The sequence below is a fragment of the Pseudidiomarina gelatinasegens genome (assembly GCF_004025325.1).
Lineage (GTDB): Bacteria > Pseudomonadota > Gammaproteobacteria > Enterobacterales > Alteromonadaceae > Pseudidiomarina > Pseudidiomarina gelatinasegens.
In genome coordinates, this window is the sequence record NZ_RSFE01000005.1 from 163,546 (window position 1) to 183,305 (window position 19,760).

Annotated in this window: 23 protein-coding genes; 7 read left to right on the top strand and 16 right to left on the bottom strand. The window is 48.6% G+C overall.

The genetic code is table 11. The features are described from left to right. The first annotated feature begins 5 nt into the window (after window positions 1–5). A complete protein-coding gene (gene fliQ / locus EGC76_RS08275) occupies window positions 6–275 on the top strand; it encodes a flagellar biosynthesis protein FliQ (RefSeq protein ID WP_128352516.1) in 270 nt (89 codons plus the stop codon). A 10-nt stretch (window positions 276–285) separates the two neighbouring features. After that, window positions 286–1,065 carry a flagellar biosynthetic protein FliR gene (fliR, locus tag EGC76_RS08280; RefSeq protein WP_128352517.1) on the top strand — a complete coding sequence of 260 codons (780 nt, stop codon included), beginning with the start codon at window positions 286–288 and terminating at the stop codon, window positions 1,063–1,065. A gap of 25 nt (window positions 1,066–1,090) precedes the next feature. On the opposite strand, the gene flgL is transcribed toward fliR, so the two are convergent. From flgL to flgB, 11 genes are read right to left on the bottom strand one after another with little or no spacing between them, the layout of a single operon-like run. Then, on the bottom strand, window positions 1,091–2,287 hold the full coding sequence (flgL, locus tag EGC76_RS08285) for a flagellar hook-associated protein FlgL (protein ID WP_128352518.1): 1,197 nt from the start codon (window positions 2,285–2,287) through the stop codon (window positions 1,091–1,093). A 27-nt stretch (window positions 2,288–2,314) separates the two neighbouring features. Next, entirely contained in the window at window positions 2,315–3,919 is a 1,605-nt protein-coding gene (gene flgK / locus EGC76_RS08290; RefSeq protein WP_128352519.1) for a flagellar hook-associated protein FlgK, read from the bottom strand. Window positions 3,920–3,979: 60 nt separating this feature from the next. Then, window positions 3,980–4,300, bottom strand: coding sequence for a rod-binding protein (locus EGC76_RS08295; RefSeq protein WP_128352520.1), 321 nt, complete (start codon window positions 4,298–4,300; stop codon window positions 3,980–3,982). Continuing rightward, complete coding sequence (locus EGC76_RS08300; RefSeq protein WP_128352521.1) at window positions 4,300–5,412, bottom strand: flagellar basal body P-ring protein FlgI; 1,113 nt, start codon at window positions 5,410–5,412, stop codon at window positions 4,300–4,302. The genes EGC76_RS08295 and EGC76_RS08300 overlap by 1 nt, the downstream gene beginning before the upstream one ends. A gap of 16 nt (window positions 5,413–5,428) precedes the next feature. After that, window positions 5,429–6,094 carry a flagellar basal body L-ring protein FlgH gene (locus EGC76_RS08305; RefSeq protein ID WP_128352522.1) on the bottom strand — a complete coding sequence of 222 codons (666 nt, stop codon included), beginning with the start codon at window positions 6,092–6,094 and terminating at the stop codon, window positions 5,429–5,431. A gap of 17 nt (window positions 6,095–6,111) precedes the next feature. Next, window positions 6,112–6,894 (bottom strand): flagellar basal-body rod protein FlgG, encoded by a 783-nt coding sequence (gene flgG, locus EGC76_RS08310; protein ID WP_128352523.1) that lies wholly within the window; start codon window positions 6,892–6,894, stop codon window positions 6,112–6,114. Window positions 6,895–6,909: 15 nt separating this feature from the next. Beyond that, window positions 6,910–7,653, bottom strand: coding sequence for a flagellar basal body rod protein FlgF (locus EGC76_RS08315; protein ID WP_128352524.1), 744 nt, complete (start codon window positions 7,651–7,653; stop codon window positions 6,910–6,912). A gap of 18 nt (window positions 7,654–7,671) precedes the next feature. Continuing rightward, window positions 7,672–8,856: a flagellar hook protein FlgE gene (flgE, locus tag EGC76_RS08320; RefSeq protein ID WP_128352525.1), complete on the bottom strand. Its 1,185-nt coding sequence runs from the start codon at window positions 8,854–8,856 to the stop codon at window positions 7,672–7,674. Between the two features lie 11 nt (window positions 8,857–8,867). Beyond that, window positions 8,868–9,548: a flagellar hook assembly protein FlgD gene (locus EGC76_RS08325; protein ID WP_128352526.1), complete on the bottom strand. Its 681-nt coding sequence runs from the start codon at window positions 9,546–9,548 to the stop codon at window positions 8,868–8,870. Between the two features lie 10 nt (window positions 9,549–9,558). After that, on the bottom strand, window positions 9,559–9,963 hold the full coding sequence (gene flgC, locus EGC76_RS08330; protein WP_128352527.1) for a flagellar basal body rod protein FlgC: 405 nt from the start codon (window positions 9,961–9,963) through the stop codon (window positions 9,559–9,561). Window positions 9,964–9,976: 13 nt separating this feature from the next. Continuing rightward, the gene (gene flgB, locus EGC76_RS08335) at window positions 9,977–10,381 is read right to left on the bottom strand and encodes a flagellar basal body rod protein FlgB (RefSeq protein ID WP_128352528.1); all 405 of its coding nucleotides are present in this window, start codon (window positions 10,379–10,381) and stop codon (window positions 9,977–9,979) included. A gap of 147 nt (window positions 10,382–10,528) precedes the next feature. On the opposite strand from flgB, the gene flgA reads away from it, so the two are divergent. The 3 genes from flgA (at window position 10,529) to EGC76_RS08350 (ending at window position 12,071) form a co-directional block, all read left to right on the top strand. Further along, complete coding sequence (gene flgA, locus EGC76_RS08340) at window positions 10,529–11,251, top strand: flagellar basal body P-ring formation chaperone FlgA (RefSeq protein WP_128352529.1); 723 nt, start codon at window positions 10,529–10,531, stop codon at window positions 11,249–11,251. A gap of 88 nt (window positions 11,252–11,339) precedes the next feature. Continuing rightward, window positions 11,340–11,612: a flagellar biosynthesis anti-sigma factor FlgM gene (gene flgM, locus EGC76_RS08345; RefSeq protein WP_128352530.1), complete on the top strand. Its 273-nt coding sequence runs from the start codon at window positions 11,340–11,342 to the stop codon at window positions 11,610–11,612. A 6-nt stretch (window positions 11,613–11,618) separates the two neighbouring features. Then, window positions 11,619–12,071: a flagella synthesis protein FlgN gene (locus EGC76_RS08350; protein ID WP_128352531.1), complete on the top strand. Its 453-nt coding sequence runs from the start codon at window positions 11,619–11,621 to the stop codon at window positions 12,069–12,071. 4 nt (window positions 12,072–12,075) lie between these two features. On the opposite strand, the gene EGC76_RS08355 is transcribed toward EGC76_RS08350, so the two are convergent. The 5 genes from EGC76_RS08355 to EGC76_RS08375 are packed head-to-tail and all read right to left on the bottom strand — an operon-like array spanning window position 12,076 to window position 17,384. Continuing rightward, a complete protein-coding gene (locus tag EGC76_RS08355) occupies window positions 12,076–12,876 on the bottom strand; it encodes a S1/P1 nuclease (RefSeq protein ID WP_128352532.1) in 801 nt (266 codons plus the stop codon). A gap of 22 nt (window positions 12,877–12,898) precedes the next feature. Then, window positions 12,899–13,969: a PQQ-dependent sugar dehydrogenase gene (locus EGC76_RS08360; RefSeq protein WP_128352533.1), complete on the bottom strand. Its 1,071-nt coding sequence runs from the start codon at window positions 13,967–13,969 to the stop codon at window positions 12,899–12,901. Then, the gene (locus EGC76_RS08365) at window positions 13,966–14,427 is read right to left on the bottom strand and encodes a hypothetical protein (protein ID WP_128352534.1); all 462 of its coding nucleotides are present in this window, start codon (window positions 14,425–14,427) and stop codon (window positions 13,966–13,968) included. Before EGC76_RS08365 ends, EGC76_RS08360 begins: the two co-directional genes overlap by 4 nt. A 15-nt stretch (window positions 14,428–14,442) precedes the next feature. Beyond that, the gene (locus EGC76_RS08370; protein ID WP_128352535.1) at window positions 14,443–14,931 is read right to left on the bottom strand and encodes a DUF6702 family protein; all 489 of its coding nucleotides are present in this window, start codon (window positions 14,929–14,931) and stop codon (window positions 14,443–14,445) included. Between the two features lie 2 nt (window positions 14,932–14,933). Then, window positions 14,934–17,384 (bottom strand): M1 family metallopeptidase, encoded by a 2,451-nt coding sequence (locus EGC76_RS08375; protein WP_128352536.1) that lies wholly within the window; start codon window positions 17,382–17,384, stop codon window positions 14,934–14,936. Between the two features lie 197 nt (window positions 17,385–17,581). Here EGC76_RS08375 and EGC76_RS08380 point away from each other — a divergent pair, with 197 nt between their 5' ends. Together EGC76_RS08380 and EGC76_RS08385 are read left to right on the top strand one after the other, a co-directional pair. Then, window positions 17,582–18,985 (top strand): sensor domain-containing diguanylate cyclase, encoded by a 1,404-nt coding sequence (locus EGC76_RS08380; RefSeq protein ID WP_164876823.1) that lies wholly within the window; start codon window positions 17,582–17,584, stop codon window positions 18,983–18,985. 11 nt (window positions 18,986–18,996) lie between these two features. Continuing rightward, entirely contained in the window at window positions 18,997–19,446 is a 450-nt protein-coding gene (locus EGC76_RS08385) for a flavodoxin domain-containing protein (RefSeq protein ID WP_128352538.1), read from the top strand. Window positions 19,447–19,760: the final 314 nt, after the last annotated feature.

A 19,760-nucleotide genomic window follows, 5' to 3' on the forward strand; every position in this document is an offset into this window, starting at 1 on the left:
AAGCGATGACGCCAGAGCAAGTCATGTCCATTGCTTACCAAGGTATGCTGCTAAGCTTGTATTTGGCAGGCCCTTTGCTGCTTACAGCTTTGTTGCTAGGTCTGTTGATCAGTCTGTTTCAGGCCGCAACACAAATCAATGAAATGACGCTCAGCTTTATTCCAAAAATACTCGGCGTGCTGGCGGTATTGGTCATATTAGGGCCCTACCTTCTGCAGCTTCTTATCGATTTTACCTCGCGGCTATTTACCAACATCCCCGCCATGATTCAATAACGGGGCGCGCATGCTAACAGTTACTTTTGCGCAACTTCAGGAATGGGTTAGCTTATTCTTATGGCCATTTTGCCGCTTCACCGGATTGCTGCTCATTGCACCGGTATTTAGCCATTCGAGCGTACCCAATCAAGTGAAAATTGGTTTGGCCCTGTTGTTCACCATTATCATCAGCCCTGTACTTCCGCCGCTGCCAGATATTCCGCTGTTCTCCTGGGCCAGCTTCGGCATCATGGTGGAGCAACTGATTATTGGGGTGACCATCGGCTTGGTGGTACAGGTTGTTTTTGCCTCCATACAGGCCGCTGGTGAGTACATTGGTCTGCAAATGGGTCTTGCCTTCGCTACCTTCTTCTCGCCCGACAGCGGCGCAAACACAATGATTTTGTCGCGGCTGTTTTATACCTTTGCCATTTTAATGTTCGTCGCTATTGACGGGCATCTGATCATGCTGGAAATACTGGCGCGTTCATTCGAATTTTTACCTATCGGCACTCTTGGGCTCAACGCGAATGCGTTTGAACAGGTGGCGCGATTTGGCACGGTGGTGTTTAGTTCGGGGATTTTGCTGGCGTTACCGGTCTTTGGTGCGCTATTGATTGTGAATCTTACGTTAGGCATCTTAAACCGGTCAGCACCGCAACTAACTGTTTTTTCGGTTGGTTTCCCCATGTCATTAACGTTGGGATTGGTCTTGATGACGGTATTGACGACTGAGCTTGGTGGGTTTTTACAGCGCCTGTTTCGCGTAGGCCTTAATATGGTCGAACAAGTACTTGGAGCCTTCTAAGGCAAAGGCTCCAATACATGACCTGCTATAGGAAGTTAAACAGACTCAAGTCCTTCATGTCGACAAACGCTTTTTGCGCCGCTTGCAAGCCAACCATACGCACGCTGTATTGTGACGCCGCTTCCACGTAATCCAGGTCGACTAAATCTGACAATGTTTGTTCATAGGCCAGCGTGCGATTGCCACCAATGGTGTCCAACGCATCCAATTCATTCAGCCGTGCACCCACTTCCGCACGCGTCGTCAACACGTTGTCCATGCCATTATCTAATTCGCGCATCACGGTACGTAATGTGTTGGTGCGTAACGTCTGCTTCGCTTCAGTGTCAGCGGGGTTGTCTAATACCGCAAGCGCCTTCTCAAATGAACGGAACATATCGGTATTGCTGTCTTGCCCACGCGCAACGCGCAGTGTGTCACCGGTAACAGGCTGCCCCGCTATTTCAACTTCAACACCCCCCAACGCAACCGTGGTTGGGTCATTGTAATCCACCCAGGCACCGCCATTAACGCGGTACTGCATTTGACCCGCATTATCCGCAAAATCGAGGTCGAAGGCTTGCCCAAAGGCAGGATCATTTGGGTCACTAATATTGATGCCCTTAAATTGCATGGAGCCTTGATTATCCATGCCCGCATCGGCCATGTAAGTTGCACTGCTGTGCACTGAACGGAAGATATCATTGCCCGAGTGGCCAATTTCCATGCGGCGTTCACCGTCTACTTGCTGCTCGCGCACATTCGGGTTACCCACGAAATTCACATCACCATTTACGTCACGCACAAATGGTGCTGTATCGTCTTGATAGCCACCAAACAAATAGCGACCGTTACCATCGCGGGTATTTGCCAAGCCAACCAAAGATTCGTAAAGCCCGCGCAACTCACTTGCTACTGATGCACGATCTGGATCCGACAACGTATCGCTTGAAGCTTGAACCATCAGCGTGCGCGCACGCGAATACACATCGTTCACACTATTGAGCACGCTTTCTTCTTGCGACAGGGCATTTCTTACCCCAACACGCGCTTCGCTAAATTGAGTCGATACCGCTTTAGATTGCCCAATATTAATTGCTTGGGTCATCGCTTGCGGATCATCAGAAATGTTCACAATGCGTTTACCGCTCGCGATTTGTTGGCCTATTTTCATGAACTCGCCTTGTTGGCGATTCATAGAAGAGACATTCTGGTTGTACATAGTTAATGTGCTAATTCGCATGGTATAACTCCGGCGCTTATTGTGCGCTTAGCGCAGCTGCAAAATGGTATCGAGAATGGTCGAGCCTGTCTCAATCACTTTCGCATTGGCTTGGTAATATTGTTGAAACCGAATCAAATTTGCCGCTTCTTCATCCAGGTTAACCCCGGATTCCGACTGTTGCAGTGCATCAAGCTGTTCTGTAAGCCCTTGTTGAGCGGCTAAATTAGCCTGCACCACATTAATTTGGTTACCCAAGGTGCTTACCATGGTTCCGTAAGCCTGATTAAAGGTGCCTCGCCCTTCAACCAATAACTGATTCTGCAAGTCCAGTAGGGCTAGACCGTTACGGTTATCACCACTGGCATTAGACTGCGCTGCCGCCAATTGCGAACCCTCGGTAAGCAACATTTCAAAATTCTGCGCTTGATTAACCAGCGGCCGCACACGGAAGCTATCCCCTTGCTGCGCTGTACCGGTCATTTCAACGGAAAGCCCATTAAAGGTCAGCGTATTGGTGGCACCGTCAAAATTTGCCGCCACTGGCTTGCCATTATCCAAGCGCGTGACTTCATAGCCCGCACCCGTCATGCGAATCTCAAAATCCGAAGCGAGCAGTGCGGTACTGTCGGTAATTTGGACGTTCGCTGCGGCGTCTCCGCCATTGTCAGCATTGCTATAAGCAATTGGGGCGCCGGTTGAGAAAACTGCTTGCCCTGGATTCTGATTTAAGTCGGTGCCTTGTTGATGCTGCGTGTTAAATGCATCAGCAAACACCGCTACCATTTGCCCCAACTGATTACGCATGGTGTCGAGGCTTTTACTACGAAACTCAATCAAACCGCCCAAGCTGCCTCGGGTGAATACGTTTTCTTTTAACTGCAGCTGATTACCGGCCACATCATTATAAAAAACAGCCGTGCGGGTGGGGTCGCTGTTGTCGGTACGGGCTTCTAAAGTATACGCCGTGTCACCTGAAACCAGCGGCGAACCATTATTTAATGAAATGGTATACGACCCAGACTTCTGTTCGTGCACACGCACATCAATGCGCTGGGACAATTCATGCACCAACTTATCGCGTTGATTTAATAAACTGTTTGGCGCGTCGCCAGTACCTGATCGCGCAATCAAAATTTCACGATTCAGTGAGCTGATTTGACCGGTTAAGGCATTAACTGAATCGACTTCGAATTTCATTTCCGCATTAACGCTGCGCTCAATGTCTTCAAGGTAATTATCGAACGACTGAAATTGGCTGGCCAAAGTCGTGGCGGTGCCGAGCACCCCGGCCCGCGCCGACGGGTCAGCCGGATTGCTGTTCATTTGGCCAAGCGCACTGAAGAATTTTTGCATCACTGGCGCAAGCCCAGAGCGCTCATCCGAGAGCAAATTATCAATTTGGCGTACTTGGCTGTAGTAGGTATCAAGTGAGGCAAGCGAGCCACTGGCAGCATTGAGGCGGGTTGCAACAAACTGATTGAACTGGCGTTCAGAGCCGTCGACTGACACACCATAGGAGCGATTCTCGCTCAACTGCAACAGCTCGCGATTATAGCCCGGCGTATTGACGTTACTGATGTTTGCACTGGTGGTGTACAACCCAGATTGCGCCGCGCGTAAACCACTTAAACCAATGGAGAAAATACTCATGCTTGTTCCCTTCTGATGTTACCGAAGGTTATCGGCAACTGCGGCAAATACTTAACGCCTTTACTTAGTTTTTATGCCCGCGGGTGCTTGTTGCAGCTCGTGCAGCAATTGTTGTGCTAAACCAATGCCTTTGCCGGCCATCTCGGTCGACATTTGTTGATCAAACATTTCTGTATAGGTTTTCATAGCATTGCTGTTAAACATTTCCGATTCGCCGCCTGCTTGACGCATGGTTTTCATCATTTGTTGAATGAATAACGCTTCAAACTGCCGCGCAGCCTCAGCAGCGGCTTGTTCAGGCTGCTGCTGACTTTGGGTTTTGAGCTTACTTAGCTGTTGGGTGTCGAGTGCAAGGGTGTTACTGGGTAAAATAGAACTCATTAGATAATCTCCAGTTCAGCACGTAATGCACCTGACGCTTGCAATGCTTGCAGTATCGCCATCAAGTCACTGGGGGTTGCGCCTAAGCTATTTAAAGCTTGAACCACTTCCATTAACTCAACCCCTTCAACCATTTGCAGCGAGCCTTTTTCTTGGGTGATATTAATGTCCGTGGTTTCACCTACCACAGTATCGCCACCACTTAGGGCTGGCGGCTGACTTACGAATGGACGGCGGTCTATGGTCACTGATAAATTACCGTGCGCTACCGCCGCTTGGCGTAAAGTAACCGGGCCACTCAGCACAATCGACCCGGTCCGCGAATTCAAAACCACCCGCGGGCTTGCTGCCGCTGGCGTTACATCGATATTCTCTATTCGCGCCATAAATCGCACACGCTCACCGGTATCGGTTGGGCTTTGCAGTTGAATGCTGCCACCATCAAGGGGCTGTGCCACGGCATAACCAAATTCGTTATTAATACGGTTCACCATGTTTAAAGCGGTCGTGAAATCCGCTTCTTTTAAATTCAGTTGCAGTATCCCGGCGGTACGGCCTAAATCCAGAGCTACACTGCGTTCAACAGTTGCACCACCACTAATGCGTCCACCAGCTTGCTGGTTAATAACCGCCGACGAACCTTGCGATTCTGCGCTGGCGCCATTTATCAATAAATTACCCTGTGCTAAGGCATACACTTGGCCATCAGCACCTTTCAGTGGCGTCATCAAAAGCGTACCGCCACGCAAGCTGCGCGCATTACCCATAGATGAAACAACCACATCTAACTCTTGCCCGGGCCGTGCAAATGCTGGCAATGTTGCGGTTACCATGACGGCTGCGACGTTGCGTAACTGCATGTTGGTGCCTGGCGGAATAGTCACACCCAGTTGCGCCAACATGTTGGTCATACTTTGCCCGGTAAACGGCGCCTGCATGGTTTGGTCACCGCTGCCATCAAGCCCCACCACCAAACCATAGCCAACCAAGCTATTACTGCGCACACCGGCGAAATCAGCGAGATCTTTTATACGCTCCGCATGCGCAGGCGCTAACCCAGCACTTAGGGCTGTGCTGGCGATAAAAAGTAGCGTAATAATTGCTCGCAACATATTCACAAACCTCTAATTAAAATGGTGCTACGTAGTTGAAGAAACGTTGTAACCAACCTTGCTTCTGCGCATCATTAATGTAGCCGTCACCAATGTACTCCAAGCGCGCTTCGGCCACGGCCGTCGACATCACACTGTTTTGACCGTTGATACTGCGCGGGTTAACCACACCGGAAAAACGGATGTACTCGGTGCCTTGATTAATGGCAACTTGCTTCTCGCCGCGCACCCGTAAATTGCCATTGGGCAGCACTTGCACCACTTGCACAGTAACGATGCCCGAAAATTGGTTGGACGCACTTGAACCGCCAGTTCCGGAAAAATCATTCGCGCTACCTACCGTAAAACCGTACTCCGCAAGATCTTCCAGCGCATCGGGCAGGCCTTCTAAATCAAGCCCCATGTTGCTCGCGCGCGACGACTGCGACGAAGAATTTTTTGTGGCACTAACCTGTTCTTCTAAAACGATGGTAATAATATCGCCAGCCCGACGCGGTCGTTGGTCTTCAAACAGCGGGATATACCCGTGGTGCGCCTGAAAAATCGCCCCGTTTGCTTCAGCTTGTTGATTTTCAGGAATATCAATTGCCGTATAGGGCTCAACCACCACAGGTGGTGGCGGTGAGCTGCTGCACGCAGCGAGAACAAGAACCGAAACTGCCGCTGAAAGTAAGCGCCGCATCACATCACCTACTGTTGTTATAATTGACTCAAACGCGCCAGCATTTCATCGGCACTTGAAACCGCGCGGCTATTAATTTCATAAGCGCGCTGGGTTTGAATCATGTTCACCATTTCTTCCACCACGTTCACGTTCGAGGCTTCAACAAAGCCTTGAAACAAAGTGCCGGCGCCATTCATGCCAGGCAGTGACTCAGTTGGTGCACCTGAAGCTTGCGTTTCAACATATAAGTTACCACCACGCGCTTCCAAACCTGCATCGTTCATAAACATTGCAAGCGTAATCTGCCCAACTTGGTTATTTTGGGTGTTCCCCGGCTGGGTTACGGTCACAATACCGTCCTGTCCAACCGTAACGCTCATAGCGTTAGCGGGTAAAAATATCGCCGGCTCTAGCGGAAAGCCATTTGCTGTAACCAGCTGGCCGTCTTGATTCACCTGAAAACTGCCGTCACGGGTATAGGCAACCGCGCCATCAGGCATCAACACCTGAAAATAGCCTTTGCCGCTAATCGCTAAGTCACGCGAGTTTTCCGTGTTGTTTAAGCTACCTTGCGAATGCAAACGTTCAGTGGCCACAGCACGAACACCGGTACCAACTTGCAAACCAGAAGGCAGCGTGTCTTGCGCGTTATTCATGGCACCAGGTTGACGCATGTTCTGGTATAAAAGGTCTTCAAACACCGCTCGCGAACGTTTAAACCCGGAGGTATTCACGTTAGCCAAGTTGTTGGTGATCACATCCAGCTGCTGCTGTTGCGCAGTCAAACCTGTTTTTGCAGTCCATAATGATTTAATCATGGGTTATATCTCCGGTTAGCCTCTTACAGAGAGCAAGCTGTTCGCGCTTTGTGCGGTCTCATCGGCTTTTGAAATCACGCTCATATTCAAGTCGTAACGGCGCTGCGTATCAATCATCGCCACCATGGCCTCAATGGTATTCACATTGCTGCCTTCCAGTGCGCCCGAAACTAATTGTGCATTCTCATCACGCGCCAAAGCTGCGCCTACGGGTGAGCGAAACCAACCGTCGTCACCACGTTGTAACTGATTAGGCTGATCAACACGCACCATTTTGATTCGGTCAAGCGGCACCAATTCATTGGCATCACCGCCCATACCAATGCCGCTAACGGTGCCATCGTTACCAATGCTAACTTGGGTGCCTAGCGGCAATAATATGGGGCCGCCATCGCCCAGCACCGGCATGCCGTTCACCATCAGCCGGCCGTCTGCATCAAGCTGCAAATCGCCGCGTTTGGTGTAGGCTTCACCAGCTGGGGTTTGCACCGCCAGCCAGTTATTTTGGTCCAATGCCACATCCAGGTCGCGTTCGGTGGTTTGAATCGCGCCGCCGGTGGTATCAAACAAGCCCGTGGTGGTTACGGCTGCAACCCGAGTTGCATGCACACCGGGCCCATTCACAGGCACAGCGCGTGCCGCAGCAAGCTGGGCACGAAATCCGGTAGTCGATGCATTGCTCAAGTTGTTGGTCACCACAGACTGCTCATCTAGCGTCTGCCGCGCCCCATTCATTGCCGTGTATAAAATGGCGTCCATACTAAAGCCCCGTTATGCTTATTTCAGCTGCATCGTCGTTTGCAGCGCTTCATCTTGTGACTTGATACTTTGCGCGTTAGCTTGGTAATTACGTTGGGCAATAATCATTGCCACCAGCTCTTGGGTTAAGTCTACGTTTGAAGCCTCAACCGCACCGGCCATAATCGAGCCGAACTGACCTTCACCGGGGCGCGACAAAATTGGTACACCGGACTTCTTCGACTCTATCCATGCGTTGTCACCAACAGGTTTTAAACCTTCCAAGCTTTGGAAGTTTGCGAGCGCGATGGTGCCTAATACAACCTGCTGTTCATTCGAGTAGGTGCCAACAACTTCGCCGTTTTCAGCCACGGCAACCTGCATTAAGGTGCCTGATACATAACCGTCTTGTTCCATTGCCGTTAATTCAAACTGATTGGCAAACTGGGTCGTACCCGTTACATCCAATCCAATAGACATGTTCGCAGCACCATCACCCGGCACAAATGAAAACGCATCCATATTGGTTTGCGTTACCAACAAGCCATTGTTGTCAAAATCAAGCTGACCCACTTCCGGCGCTAATTCATCACCGCGAGACATACGTACTTCCCACTGATTGTCAGCAGTTTTGGTGAAATACATCATGCTTGGGTGCGGATTGCCCAGTGAATCAAAGAGAGTAACTGAATTCGCATAGGAGTAACTGTCGGCGTCGGCTTGATCAAACGGAACCGTTCCACGATCAACAACACCGGTGCTGGTGTCTAAGTTAAATACCCCGGTAATTCCGGTCGATGCGTTAGCGGCCAAGCCTGCAGCTGGCACGCGCAATACTTCCGGCTGCCCACCGAAGCCCGCCTCTTGCGGATAACCGGTTAACTGAGCGCCTTGCGCGTTGACAATGTAACCGCTCTTATCAATGCTCAATTGACCATTGCGCGAGTACTGCACTTGCCCTTGCTGTTCGAAGCGAAAAAAGCCTTTGCCAGAAATCGCCAAGTCCATGGAACGGTTCGTTGTTTCAATGTTGCCGTCGCTAAAATCTTGAAAAACACCGGCTACCCGCGTACCCAAACCAACCTGTGCATTGGCATAAATATCAGCGAACTGCGCCCGAGCGCTTTTGAAGCCGACAATTTGTGAGTTCGCAATGTTATTACTAATAACGTCAAGATTGGTCGCTGCTGCGCGTAAACCTGATAGTGCTTGTGAAAAACCCATGATTGAGCTCCTTAAATAATCTGCCGAATGTCTTCAAGACGAACGGGCTCTAAAATACCGCCTAAATCCAAGCGAGGGCCGTCATCGTGACCCATACTAACCGCGATTACCTGTGCATAATTGAAGCGCTCAGCTGTGACAACGTCGTCACCGTTGGTTGCTTCAATGGAAAAATTGTAGGCGCCAGCCGGTGCCTGGCTGCCGTCTTCCATAACACCGTCCCAACTGAATTGTTGCGGACCGCTGCCAACGGCACCGAGATCCATACGCCGCACTAACATGCCGCTGGTGTTATAGATGTTTACTTTGACGCTTTCAGCTGGTGCGCTAAGCTCCATGCCAAATGGCGTGGCGTCGCCTACACCTTCATTGCCCACCAGAATGCGCTCGCCAGGCACTAAAACTGCGCGCCCAATAAGCGCTGAAGCTTGCATGCTTTTTGCCGCTTCCATTTGCCCATTGATGGTTTGCATGGTGTCGTTCAATGACTCAATGCCGCTAACGGTATTGATTTGTGCCAGCTGCGACGTCATTTCGTTGTTTTCCATTGGGTTCAATGGATCTTGATTGCGCAACTGCGTGACCAACAAAGTCATAAAGTTGTCACGCATTTCTTGGCTACCCGAAGCTATTTTTTGATTGGCGCCGGTTTGGTTGGTTTGGTTCAATACTGCGGTATCAATTGTATTCATCTGTTACCCCTTAGCCTTTGCCTATGCTGAGCGTACGCATAAGCAAGTCTTTGCTGGTGTTCATCACTTCCACGTTGGCTTGATATGAACGTGACGCTGAAATCATATTTACCATCTCAGCTACAGGGTCAACGTTAGGCATGGTGATGTAACCTTGTTCGTCAGCAAGCGGGTGCCCCGGAGAATACTCACGTCGTGCCGGTGCGTCAGACTCAACCACTTGTTGCACCTTAACGCCGCCCACACCATTGGCTTGCATTTGCTGTTCAAAAATAACTTGCTTGGCTTTATACGGCTGGCCGTCTGGCCCAGCCACGCTATTCGCATTCGCCATATTGCTGGCCGCCACATTCATACGCTGCGACTGTGCGCTTAGGGCTGAACCTGAAATGTCTAAAATTGAAAAGTTAGCCATCAGCTAGCTCCTATTATTGTTCTGGCTGCATGGCTTTACGTAAGCCAGTTATTTTGTCATCCAAAAATTGAATGTCTGCTTGATAACGCAACGAGTTATTCAAAAACTGCGTGCGCTCCATGTCCATATCGACCGTATTCCCGTCTAAGCGGTTTTGTGCGGGCGTTCGGTATTGCATATCCACTGCATTGGCTGAGCTATTGAGCTGCATATGCCCGGCATGTGTTGCTGCTAATTTCACTGCACCACCTTGATGCGCGGTGGCACGTTTTAATTCGGCTGCGAAATCAAAGTCGCGCGCCTTGTAATTAGGCGTATCGGCGTTGGCAATATTACCCGCCAGCGTTTCTTGCCGTTGCTGGCGCAATGCTAATGCCTGCTGTTGAAACTGCAGCGCACTACTTAATTTGTCGATCATGGTGCAGACCCTCCTGTTCACGTTGCAGAGTACGCGCACTTCTGTAAATACAAAGCGACGAAAAAGCGTGTTTTTTAGCCCCAATTCTGGCGATAGGATTTTGCTATGGTGGTTATAATTCAACCAATGGTTTGAGGGGGTTAGCGGGTGCTAAACATAACAGCAAGCAAATACAGCAGGCTTTTTCTAAGTGCAGCCATCGCCTTGATAGGGGGCGTTGCGTCAGGTTCTGCTGCGGCTCAATCAAATTGGCAACAGACACTGAATGCCTTTGTTGTGCAACAGCTACCGGCCACCACCACCGCTCATACAATAAAGGTTTTAACACCAGCTGCTGCATTGGCAGATCTCGATGCGTGCACACAGGTTACCGCGCAATTTAACCGGCCCCCGCAACGCGTTGCGGGCCGCATGATGGTGCGCTTGCACTGCGCCTCAACTGGCGCCGACCACTATGTTCAAATTGATGTTTCTGCAACCGGCAAATACCTGGTCGCAGCCCACGAATTATCCGCGCAACACCTGCTGACCCGCAGCGACGTTGTGACAACAACGGGTGATTTGCAAGATCTGCCGCGTCACGCGTTGTTGGCCACCCCTGAGAATATTGGCCGTGTACAAGGCTCTCAGTTACGTCGTGGTTTAAACGCCGGTGCGGTGTTGCAAGATAATTTATTGGCCAAACCCACGTTAGTTAACTACGGGGATACCTTGGTAATTGAAGTACACGGCGAAGGGTTTCAAATAAACCGCACCGGTGATGCCATGGATAGTGGAGCGATTGGTGATATAATTCGGGTAAGATTAAATAATAGACAATTGCTACGGGTGGAAATTATTGCGGCAGGTCGCGCAAAGCCGGTGCAGTAAGTGTTAAATTTATACAAATAAACTTAAAGATTTTTCTGTTGGTGCCGATAAATCAATTAGCACAGTCATAGAATGCGAGGAATTTCCCGTGAAAATTAACGGTTATCAACCACCTAGCAGCGTCACCCAGTCGGATTCAAGTCGTTCGCAAGCGACCCAGAAATCAGACGGCGCAAAAGCAGGTGCAGCAAATCAAGCAGACGTGGTGACCCATTTAAGTCAGCTGCCTCAAGATGCCAGTCAGGATATAAACAGCGCGCGGGTTGAAGAGCTTCGTGAAGCGATTCGTGATGGTAAATTGAACATGAATACTGACAACATTGCAGAGGCTTTACTGAAAAGTTTAACCGACGGTTTATAAGGGCCTATGAGTTTACTCCAACACTTGACCGAACAAACTGAACGCTTAAGCGAACTGCATACGTTGCTTGATCAAGAGCAACGGCTGCTGGGCGATGGTCAAATTGATGGTGACAAACTGCAGCAGCTCGCGGTTAAAAAACAACAATTACAAACACACATCGAAGCCAGTGAAACAAAGCGTCGTGCTGCTCAAGTTAAACTGGGTTTCGACGATACCGCAGCAGGCGCTCGCGCTGCGGCAAAACAAGCTGACTGTGAAACGGTCTGGCTAGAACTGTTAGAGCGCACCCAGCGCGTGGCGCAGCTCAATACGCTAAATGGCGAACTGATTCAGCATCGCCTGCACCACAATCAACAGATGCTTAATATTTTACGTGATGCTGCAGGCGGCACCGCCATTTACGGCGCCGATGGTACTCAGGTAAAAACTCCGCAACGGATAAACTCAAAAGCCTAAGCTGTTATTTATACAGTCCGTCAAGCACAGCCGCTAAGCGCTGCGCGCCTTGCTGTATACGCTGCTCTAATACAGGCCCCCATTGTGCTGTATAATCTTCACCAAGCTCTTGATTCTCACGATACTGCGAATAAATTCGACGCGTAATAGCGGCCGACTCATTGGCCCAACTTAAAGTTTGTGCCGGCGTTACTGCAAGTGGCGACAGCGATATCGCTCCGCGCACCAACTGTTCCGCCTGCTGCACACCACTGTCACCGCCGCGTTGCACCAGCATGTCGGTATCCCACAATCGGTGCAAATTGGTCGGCTGGTCAAAATACTTCACAGACGCTCGATTACCGCCAAGGTCGTCAGCAAAGCTAACATGCAAGGGTTGATGTAAGTCGCCGATAAAATGCGCTAAAAAGGCCAATGCCATCCAATCAGTTGAGTTGTGCTTTAACACGTCGTAATGATGCTGAATCGCGCTCAGTATGCAGCCACCTTGCACGGGGCAATCTTCAGCAGTGACTTTGGCGCGCTCATGCGGGAAATTCACGTAATGGTGCGGTTTGGCCCAGTCCCATTTGTCGTCACTTTTAATGTGGTCGGCCCAACTGCACAGCGCACCAAAACTATCGTAGTCCGGATGCTGCGCGACCATCGCATCAATTTTCTTCTGTGTGGCTGGCGCCGCGAGTTGATATGCAGCTTCACAAAAAGCTGCGTGCCCGGTTCCGCCATATGCCTTTGTCGTAGTAGGCCAAAGCGTCGTTGTTAAACCAGTTAATACCACCACCAGCCCTAGCAAAAATGATTTCATATACGTCCCTAACCAATAAGTTTTACTCAAATATCACTTCAAGTAATTGACCTTCTTTGCTGTCTGTTAACACCAAAATGCGGCCCGATGGGCCAACATAGACGGCACGCAAACGTTGATTCAGGCCCTGCAAATAATCGCCTTCTAATTCCCACTTACCCGCTGTCATTTGAAACCGTTGTAAACGTTTTCCAGCTAAGTGCGCAACCAGAAGATCGCCCTCATATAACGCCAATCCGGCAGGGGCTAACGATGGCGTCCATTGGTACAGCGGCGCTTTCACCCCTGGCAAATCAACAAACGGCGAAACTTTTGCCCCCGTGTAATCAATACCATAGGTCGCAATCGGCCATCCGTAATTGGCTCCTTTCTCAATGCGATTTAGTTCGTCACCACCGCGCGGGCCGTGCTCATGCTGCCAAATGGCGTCGCGGTCTTTATCATAAATCAATCCTTGCACATTGCGATGCCCATAACTAAAAATTTGCGGAGCTTTGGTATGCGTATACGGGTTATCTTCTGGTGTAGCGCCAGAACGCGTGATGCGCACAATCTTACCCAGGTGGGAATCTAACAGCTGTGCCTGCTCGCGATACACAAAGCCATCGCCCAGTGCGACCAACAAGGTGCCGTCACCAAGCCATGTCATGCGAGCACCATAATGGGCTGCACCGTCTTTTTTCGGTAACGCAGTAAAAATGTTTTGCGTCTCAATCACACTATATGGTTGCTGCAATGACAGCTTTCCACGAATCACACAGGTGTTATTCGCGTGTTTAGTGCCGCACGAATAACTGATAACCAACGCCCGTGAGCGCGAAAAATCAGGACTCAACAACACTTCAAACAATCCAGCTTGCGCTTCAGCGTACAAATCTGGAATGCTCAATGTCACCGCTTGCTTGGTGCCATTTTCGGCAACATGAACAAGCTTGCCACCGCGCTCTGTCACTAAATATCCACCTTCCGGCAGTTCGGCCACCGACCAAGGGAAATTAAGTTTCTCGGCAATGACGCGTGTTTCGGCGCTATACGCAACAGCACAGACGCCATACAGAGCTATACACAGTAAAAACTTTAGCGCCCGTTTCATTGCATCAACTCCTCAGCAAGCTCCCGCGGCTGAGGGTGCCACAGGCGATCAAAAATCCAGCCGGCAAACGCGCCAGTAATACTCATTAAAGCGAAGCCAAGCGGGCTGCGATTCGCAGCGATTAGTGTTGGCATTGGCGCCAAACTGTCCACAATTAAAAATGCTATCGCCAGCGCCACACCGCCGCCGACAATAAACAGCCACCGCTCTAGGCTTGGTAATTTTTTAGCAATCAGTGCTGCGACTATAAATGCTACGAATAAGGTCGGGGTGAGTATGAGCGCAAACAGCGGCCCAAAATGCAGTAAATCGTGAAGAATGGTATTCATGCGGGTTGGCATATCAATGACAACCGATAAAGCAGTTAGCTCACTTAAATTAAACTGGGTTTGAATTACGGTGCCGACCAGAGCGGCACCAATAATTGCTATCAAAAACGCGATCAATACGCGAGCCATAGGCTGCCTCCGAAATTAGAAGCGTACCTCAAGCCACTCGTCTTGAACGGTAAAGGTAACGCTTTGTATAGGTCCATTACCTTCAACATTAACCAAATTTTGCTGACTGCGCCAAATATCTTGCAAAGCGTTGTTACGAATTCGCAGCCCGGCCAACCCTTCAACAATTGGTGTTTCTTGGTAGACCCAAAAATTGGTTCCATCAATTTCATAGCCAACCTCTTTAAGAGGTAACGGCTCTTCATTCAAACTTTCCAGCTGAAAATGCTTCTGCACATATGCGCTGAACTGCGAACGCGAGCTTTCGAGTTGATGAATATCTGCCTTTTTGTCGAACAGCTGTTTTACAGCGTGCTCTGCATCATGCAGAAAAAAGCGATGCGCCACTTCAATATTACCGGTGCGCTCGTTGAACAACACCGTTGTACTGGCGGTACGAAGTTGGTGAGCGCTAGCTGCGCTCACCCCCACAATTAGCAGTAATGCAATGAACAGCTGTCGCATTTTTACTGCTCCTGCTTATCTTCTTCGTTGTCATCGTCAGATTTCAACTTGGTTTTTGCATCTTGCATCAAGTCACGTGACACATGGTCGTGCGTACGCTGCCATTTAAACGCTTCAATGCGCGACGGCATGATACGACGCGGATAGAAGTTGTTTTCAATATCAACATCCGCTGTTTCCCAATTCGGGTCAACCGCAAATTCAGAGACTTCTTTATCCGTAACAATCAATTTGCTAACCGACTTGGCATTACGACGCCAAATTTCCGCTGGGATATGCAAATCTTCTTGCGTGCCATCGGTGTACGTTACTTGCAACAAGATAGGCATCACTAAACCGCCAATGTTGTTGAAATCAAGTACGTAATAATTCTTGTCTTCGGCAATAGCACGATCAAACACGCGACGTTCCCACGGCTCAAGTTTATCAAGGAAGCTTTGGTACGCATTGCGTTGTTTATTCGTTACCGTGAAACGATCATTTTCATCATGGTAATCGCGAATCTCTGGGTTCATCTCAACCCAAGTTTTACGACCTTCGGCTTCATTACGCTGCACAAAGTAAGACGTTGGCTTGTCCGCTTCTTCTTGACGGCGACGTTCCCAGTCAATATCTGGGTCTTTGGTATCAAGGCGTAACTTATAAACACGGTCTAAGCTGATATCAACGTGATCAGTTGAATAGAACCAGCCCCGCCAGAACCAATCGAGATCAACGCCTGAAGCTTCTTCCATAGTACGGAAGAAGTCCGCTGGGGTTGGGCGTTTAAAGGCCCAACGCTGTGCGTACTCTTTGAAGGCGAAGTCAAACAACTCACGCCCTAGAATCACTTCACGCAGAATATTCAACGCTGCCGCTGGTTTGGTATAAGCATTTGGGCCTAAGTTCAGCACGCTATCTGACTGTGTCATGATAGGTACTTGGTTGGTCGATTTCATGTAATCAACAATTGAACGCGGCTCAACACCCCATGGAATACTCGGGTCCCATTCACGTCCGGCAACACCGTCTAAAAAGCTATTTAAGCCCTCATCCATCCAGGTCCACTGACGCTCATCTGAATTGACAACCATTGGGAAATAAATATGCCCAATTTCATGAATAACTACGCCTATCAAAAAGCGTTTTTCAGACAACGAATACGTGCGGCTGCCGTCATCTTGCAAAATAGTACGCGGCCCATTAAACGTAATCATTGGGTATTCCATGCCGCCCACGGGACCATTAACGGACTGTGAAGTAGGGTATGGATAGTCAAATGAGAAGCGCGAATAAACTTCCATGGTATGAATAACCGACTCGGTCGAATATTTTTCCCACAACTCGCCGCCTTCTTTCGGATAAAACGACATAGCCATAACTAATGGCTGCACGTCACCACCTTGCTGATAGCCTTGTGCGTCCCATATGAATTTACGTGACGAAGCCCACGCAAAATCACGAACATTTTCGGCTTCAAACTTCCACACTTTACGTTTGTCAGTGCCTTCTTTCTCGTTCTCTAACGCTTCTTCTGGCGTGACTACGAACACTGGCTTGTCTGATTTTTTCGATTTTTCGAGGCGCTCACGTTGCGTCGGCGTCAGCACTGAACGTTCATTGGTTAATACACCCGTGGACGAAACAATGTGATCGGCAGGAACGTCGATTTCAACGCTAAAATTACCAAATTCTTGAGTAAATTCACCGCGGCCCAAAAACTCTTTATTGGTCCAAGCTTCATAATCTGTAAACGCAGCAACTCGCGGGTACCACTGAGCGAGCAAGAAGATATCGTTGCCGCCTTCGCGGGCATCATCGGCAAAATGCTCATAACCTGAACGCGCACCAACGGCATCTTCTTCAACAATATTGAATCCGAAATCAATGGCAAGTTCAGTTTTCTGACCAGGTTTAAGTGGCGTTGGTAAATCAACACGCATGTTGGTTCCAACCACCACGAACTCAAGCCCACGGCCACGGCCATCGGCAACCTTATCAATGCTAAAACCAAGTTCGTTATCCGCCATAAACTGATCACGGCGCAGTTGGTTTAAGCTGATTCGTGCTGGCTTATCAACACCACCTAAGCTTTGATCCGGCTTGCTATTGAACGTAGCTGTTCGTTCAGCAATGGAGTCTGAACGGAAAATATTTTGGTCCAACTGAATCCATATATACTTCAGTGTATACGGTGAGTTGTTGTGATATTGAATGGTTTCTTCTGCGTCAATACGGCGCTTTTCTTCGTCTAACCTTACTTTAATATTGTAGTCAGCTTGCTGCTGCCAGTATTGCTCGCCTGGCTCGCCGGCCGCACTACGGTATACGTTGGCCGTTGGCAATACTTCGTCTAACTGACGAAACTTATCAACAAAGCTTCCTTTAGTTTGCGAAACAACGGAAGCGTCTACTGCTGAAATATTAAACGTGGCTATCATCCCTGCGGTAAGCCAAAACATCGTTTTTTTCATAATTTTTATCTCTTTATATGTGCGCACATCGCGTTACTTTAACAATTTCTAAACCACGCGACCATTACACTGAACGCGAAAAATAACCATTGGTCGCTTTCAGCCCCCTATAAGTGACTTGTAAAAGATACAATATTAATGCCAGAATCGATTTGTTAAGGCTTTGAAGCTGTGATTTGACAGGGAGAATAAATCTTTTGCGAAAAAGCGCGTATCTTCTTATTTTTTTCCTATGGCTTGGGGCATTCCATGCCTCTGTAATTCTTGCCTACTCCGAGTTGATCAGCTTGTGGTATATGCCTGCTGGCGTATCCATGGCGGCTTTTCTAGTTTTCGGTAAGCGCGCTTTTATTCCTATTTTCCTCGCGATTTGGGTCGAATCTTTTAATTTTTCAGCGTTTTTTGCACATGGTTTTGACCCAACCCTGTTAGCGACATCTGTCCTGTTTTCATTAGCTCACTCTGTACCCTATGGCATTGGCGGATTAACCACGCGCCATTGGTTAAGCCACTTTGTGCAAAAAAACATCCCAACAAAAATTGTTGGTTTGCTGGTTATTTATGCCGTATCTGCCGCTCTTGCAGCTTTTTGTGGCCTTTTGGTGTGGGAATTAGCAACAGAAAATTACACCAACATCCTTGAAGATGGTTGGTTCGCTTGGTGGCTTGGCGACTTGATTGGCATTATGGTGCTGGCGCCGTTTTTGTGTTTGTTTTTACCTAAATTAAGCACCTATAAAGTGCCTTGGATAGACGTGTTCTATGACCACGATCGAGGCATGCGCCGTTCCAAGAAACAATTTATAGGTAAATTAATCCTTGCGGTACTTACTATTATTGGCATTTTTATGCTCGATAGGGCCGTCGATCATCCGGGCGTTGCTTACTTCGTGTTTTTTGTGAGTATTCCGCAAGTATGGATCGTCTTTACCGAACGCACAGCTTACGCTTCCACAAGCCTACTCGTCATTACGGCACTGATTGCCTTTGGCGTGGGCGTTTTCGATGTAGCCGATCAAGCAATAACATACCAGTTTGCGCTTTACATCACCGCGGCTACTTCATATTTTGCAGTCGCTGTTCCGGCGCTGGTTCAGCAAAATAGTACGCTCAAAGAACTCGCCATGCTCGATACGCTGACGCAACTGCCTACCCGCTGGTTATTCAAAACATTAGTGGAGCACGTCGTTAAATCATCGCGCCCGAATCAGAGTCACTGCATTGCTCTTTACAATATCGATAATTTCTCGCGCATCAATAATGACTGCGGCTACAGTGTTGGTGACCAAGTACTTCGTGAATCATCAAAAATCATGCAAAACGAAATGCGCGATAGTGAAATTCTCTGTCGCTGCGAACACGACAACTTTGTTATATTTATGCCCAATTTAGACTTAGATAGCGCCATTCAACGCGCTGACGAGCTTCGCCATCAACTACCCGTATTACAATTTGATGATTTAATTTTGCCAATTCGTGGCAGCTTTGGCGTGGTACACGTACAATTTGGTGAGTCTTTTGAACAAACCCTGGAACGCGCGAACCGCGCCATGCAAAATGCTAAGCACCAAGGCCGCAATAAAGTTGTTGCTATAAGCTAAGAGAATTCATCATGCAAACTATCGACATTCTGGTTGCTACCACGTCTGGCAACACCGAATATATGGCTGACCAGCTCGCTAACGAACTGCAACAAGCAGGTTTTACCACGACAATGCATTACGAGCCCGACTATTCCGATTTAATGGAATCACTAACCGATAATTCTATCTGGTTGTGCTGCGTTGCAAGCCATGGTGCAGGCGAATATGCTGACTCAATGCTAGATTTTGCCGAAGAATTACACACCCATAAACCGAACTTATCGACCTTAAAATATGGTGTTATAGCAGTCGGTGATAGTTGTTACGACACCTTTTGTTCTGCAGGTCGTGATTGCGATGCAATGTTAGCTATTTTGGGTGCAAAACGCCTGATCACACACCTTGAAATTGACATGTCGCAAGATGATCCGGACGAAAAATCATCAACATGGTTACAATCTTTCATTAAATCATTGTGAATAAAGATTGAATAAGTAGCGATCTAACCTGTACATACCCACTTAATAAATCTGTGCATAACTACACCTGTGTATAAGTGCCCTAGTTATCCACCGTTTGATCACCGGAAGGATCATGCTCTGATCACATCTTTACAGATCGTTGTGATCCACGCTCAATCTAACCTGCGCTTGGTTATCCACAGAAATGTCAAAGCTAATAAGAATAGTAATAAAAGATCAAAAGAAAGATCTTAATTAAATGATTAGATCCTTAAAGAACTCAAGACTAGAATTTAACCGTTTTGATCTGAGCCAATTCAGGTTAAAATATC

Coding starts and splice junctions, on each gene's coding strand:
- fliQ (WP_128352516.1), top strand. CDS start 6: ATGACGCCAGAGCAAGTCATGTCCATTGCTTACCAAGGTATGCTGCTA.
- flgK (WP_128352519.1), bottom strand. CDS start 3,919: ATGAGTATTTTCTCCATTGGTTTAAGTGGTTTACGCGCGGCGCAATCT.
- EGC76_RS08300 (WP_128352521.1), bottom strand. CDS start 5,412: ATGTTGCGAGCAATTATTACGCTACTTTTTATCGCCAGCACAGCCCTA.
- flgB (WP_128352528.1), bottom strand. CDS start 10,381: ATGATCGACAAATTAAGTAGTGCGCTGCAGTTTCAACAGCAGGCATTA.
- EGC76_RS08375 (WP_128352536.1), bottom strand. CDS start 17,384: ATGAAAAAAACGATGTTTTGGCTTACCGCAGGGATGATAGCCACGTTT.
- EGC76_RS08315 (WP_128352524.1), bottom strand. CDS start 7,653: ATGGACGCCATTTTATACACGGCAATGAATGGGGCGCGGCAGACGCTA.
- EGC76_RS08355 (WP_128352532.1), bottom strand. CDS start 12,876: ATGAAATCATTTTTGCTAGGGCTGGTGGTGGTATTAACTGGTTTAACA.
- flgC (WP_128352527.1), bottom strand. CDS start 9,963: ATGGCTAACTTTTCAATTTTAGACATTTCAGGTTCAGCCCTAAGCGCA.
- EGC76_RS08365 (WP_128352534.1), bottom strand. CDS start 14,427: ATGGCTCGCGTATTGATCGCGTTTTTGATAGCAATTATTGGTGCCGCT.
- flgL (WP_128352518.1), bottom strand. CDS start 2,287: ATGCGAATTAGCACATTAACTATGTACAACCAGAATGTCTCTTCTATG.
- flgG (WP_128352523.1), bottom strand. CDS start 6,894: ATGATTAAATCATTATGGACTGCAAAAACAGGTTTGACTGCGCAACAG.
- EGC76_RS08325 (WP_128352526.1), bottom strand. CDS start 9,548: ATGAATACAATTGATACCGCAGTATTGAACCAAACCAACCAAACCGGC.
- EGC76_RS08295 (WP_128352520.1), bottom strand. CDS start 4,300: ATGAGTTCTATTTTACCCAGTAACACCCTTGCACTCGACACCCAACAG.
- EGC76_RS08350 (WP_128352531.1), top strand. CDS start 11,619: ATGAGTTTACTCCAACACTTGACCGAACAAACTGAACGCTTAAGCGAA.
- EGC76_RS08360 (WP_128352533.1), bottom strand. CDS start 13,969: ATGAAACGGGCGCTAAAGTTTTTACTGTGTATAGCTCTGTATGGCGTC.
- EGC76_RS08370 (WP_128352535.1), bottom strand. CDS start 14,931: ATGCGACAGCTGTTCATTGCATTACTGCTAATTGTGGGGGTGAGCGCA.
- fliR (WP_128352517.1), top strand. CDS start 286: ATGCTAACAGTTACTTTTGCGCAACTTCAGGAATGGGTTAGCTTATTC.
- EGC76_RS08385 (WP_128352538.1), top strand. CDS start 18,997: ATGCAAACTATCGACATTCTGGTTGCTACCACGTCTGGCAACACCGAA.
- flgE (WP_128352525.1), bottom strand. CDS start 8,856: ATGGGTTTTTCACAAGCACTATCAGGTTTACGCGCAGCAGCGACCAAT.
- EGC76_RS08305 (WP_128352522.1), bottom strand. CDS start 6,094: ATGCGGCGCTTACTTTCAGCGGCAGTTTCGGTTCTTGTTCTCGCTGCG.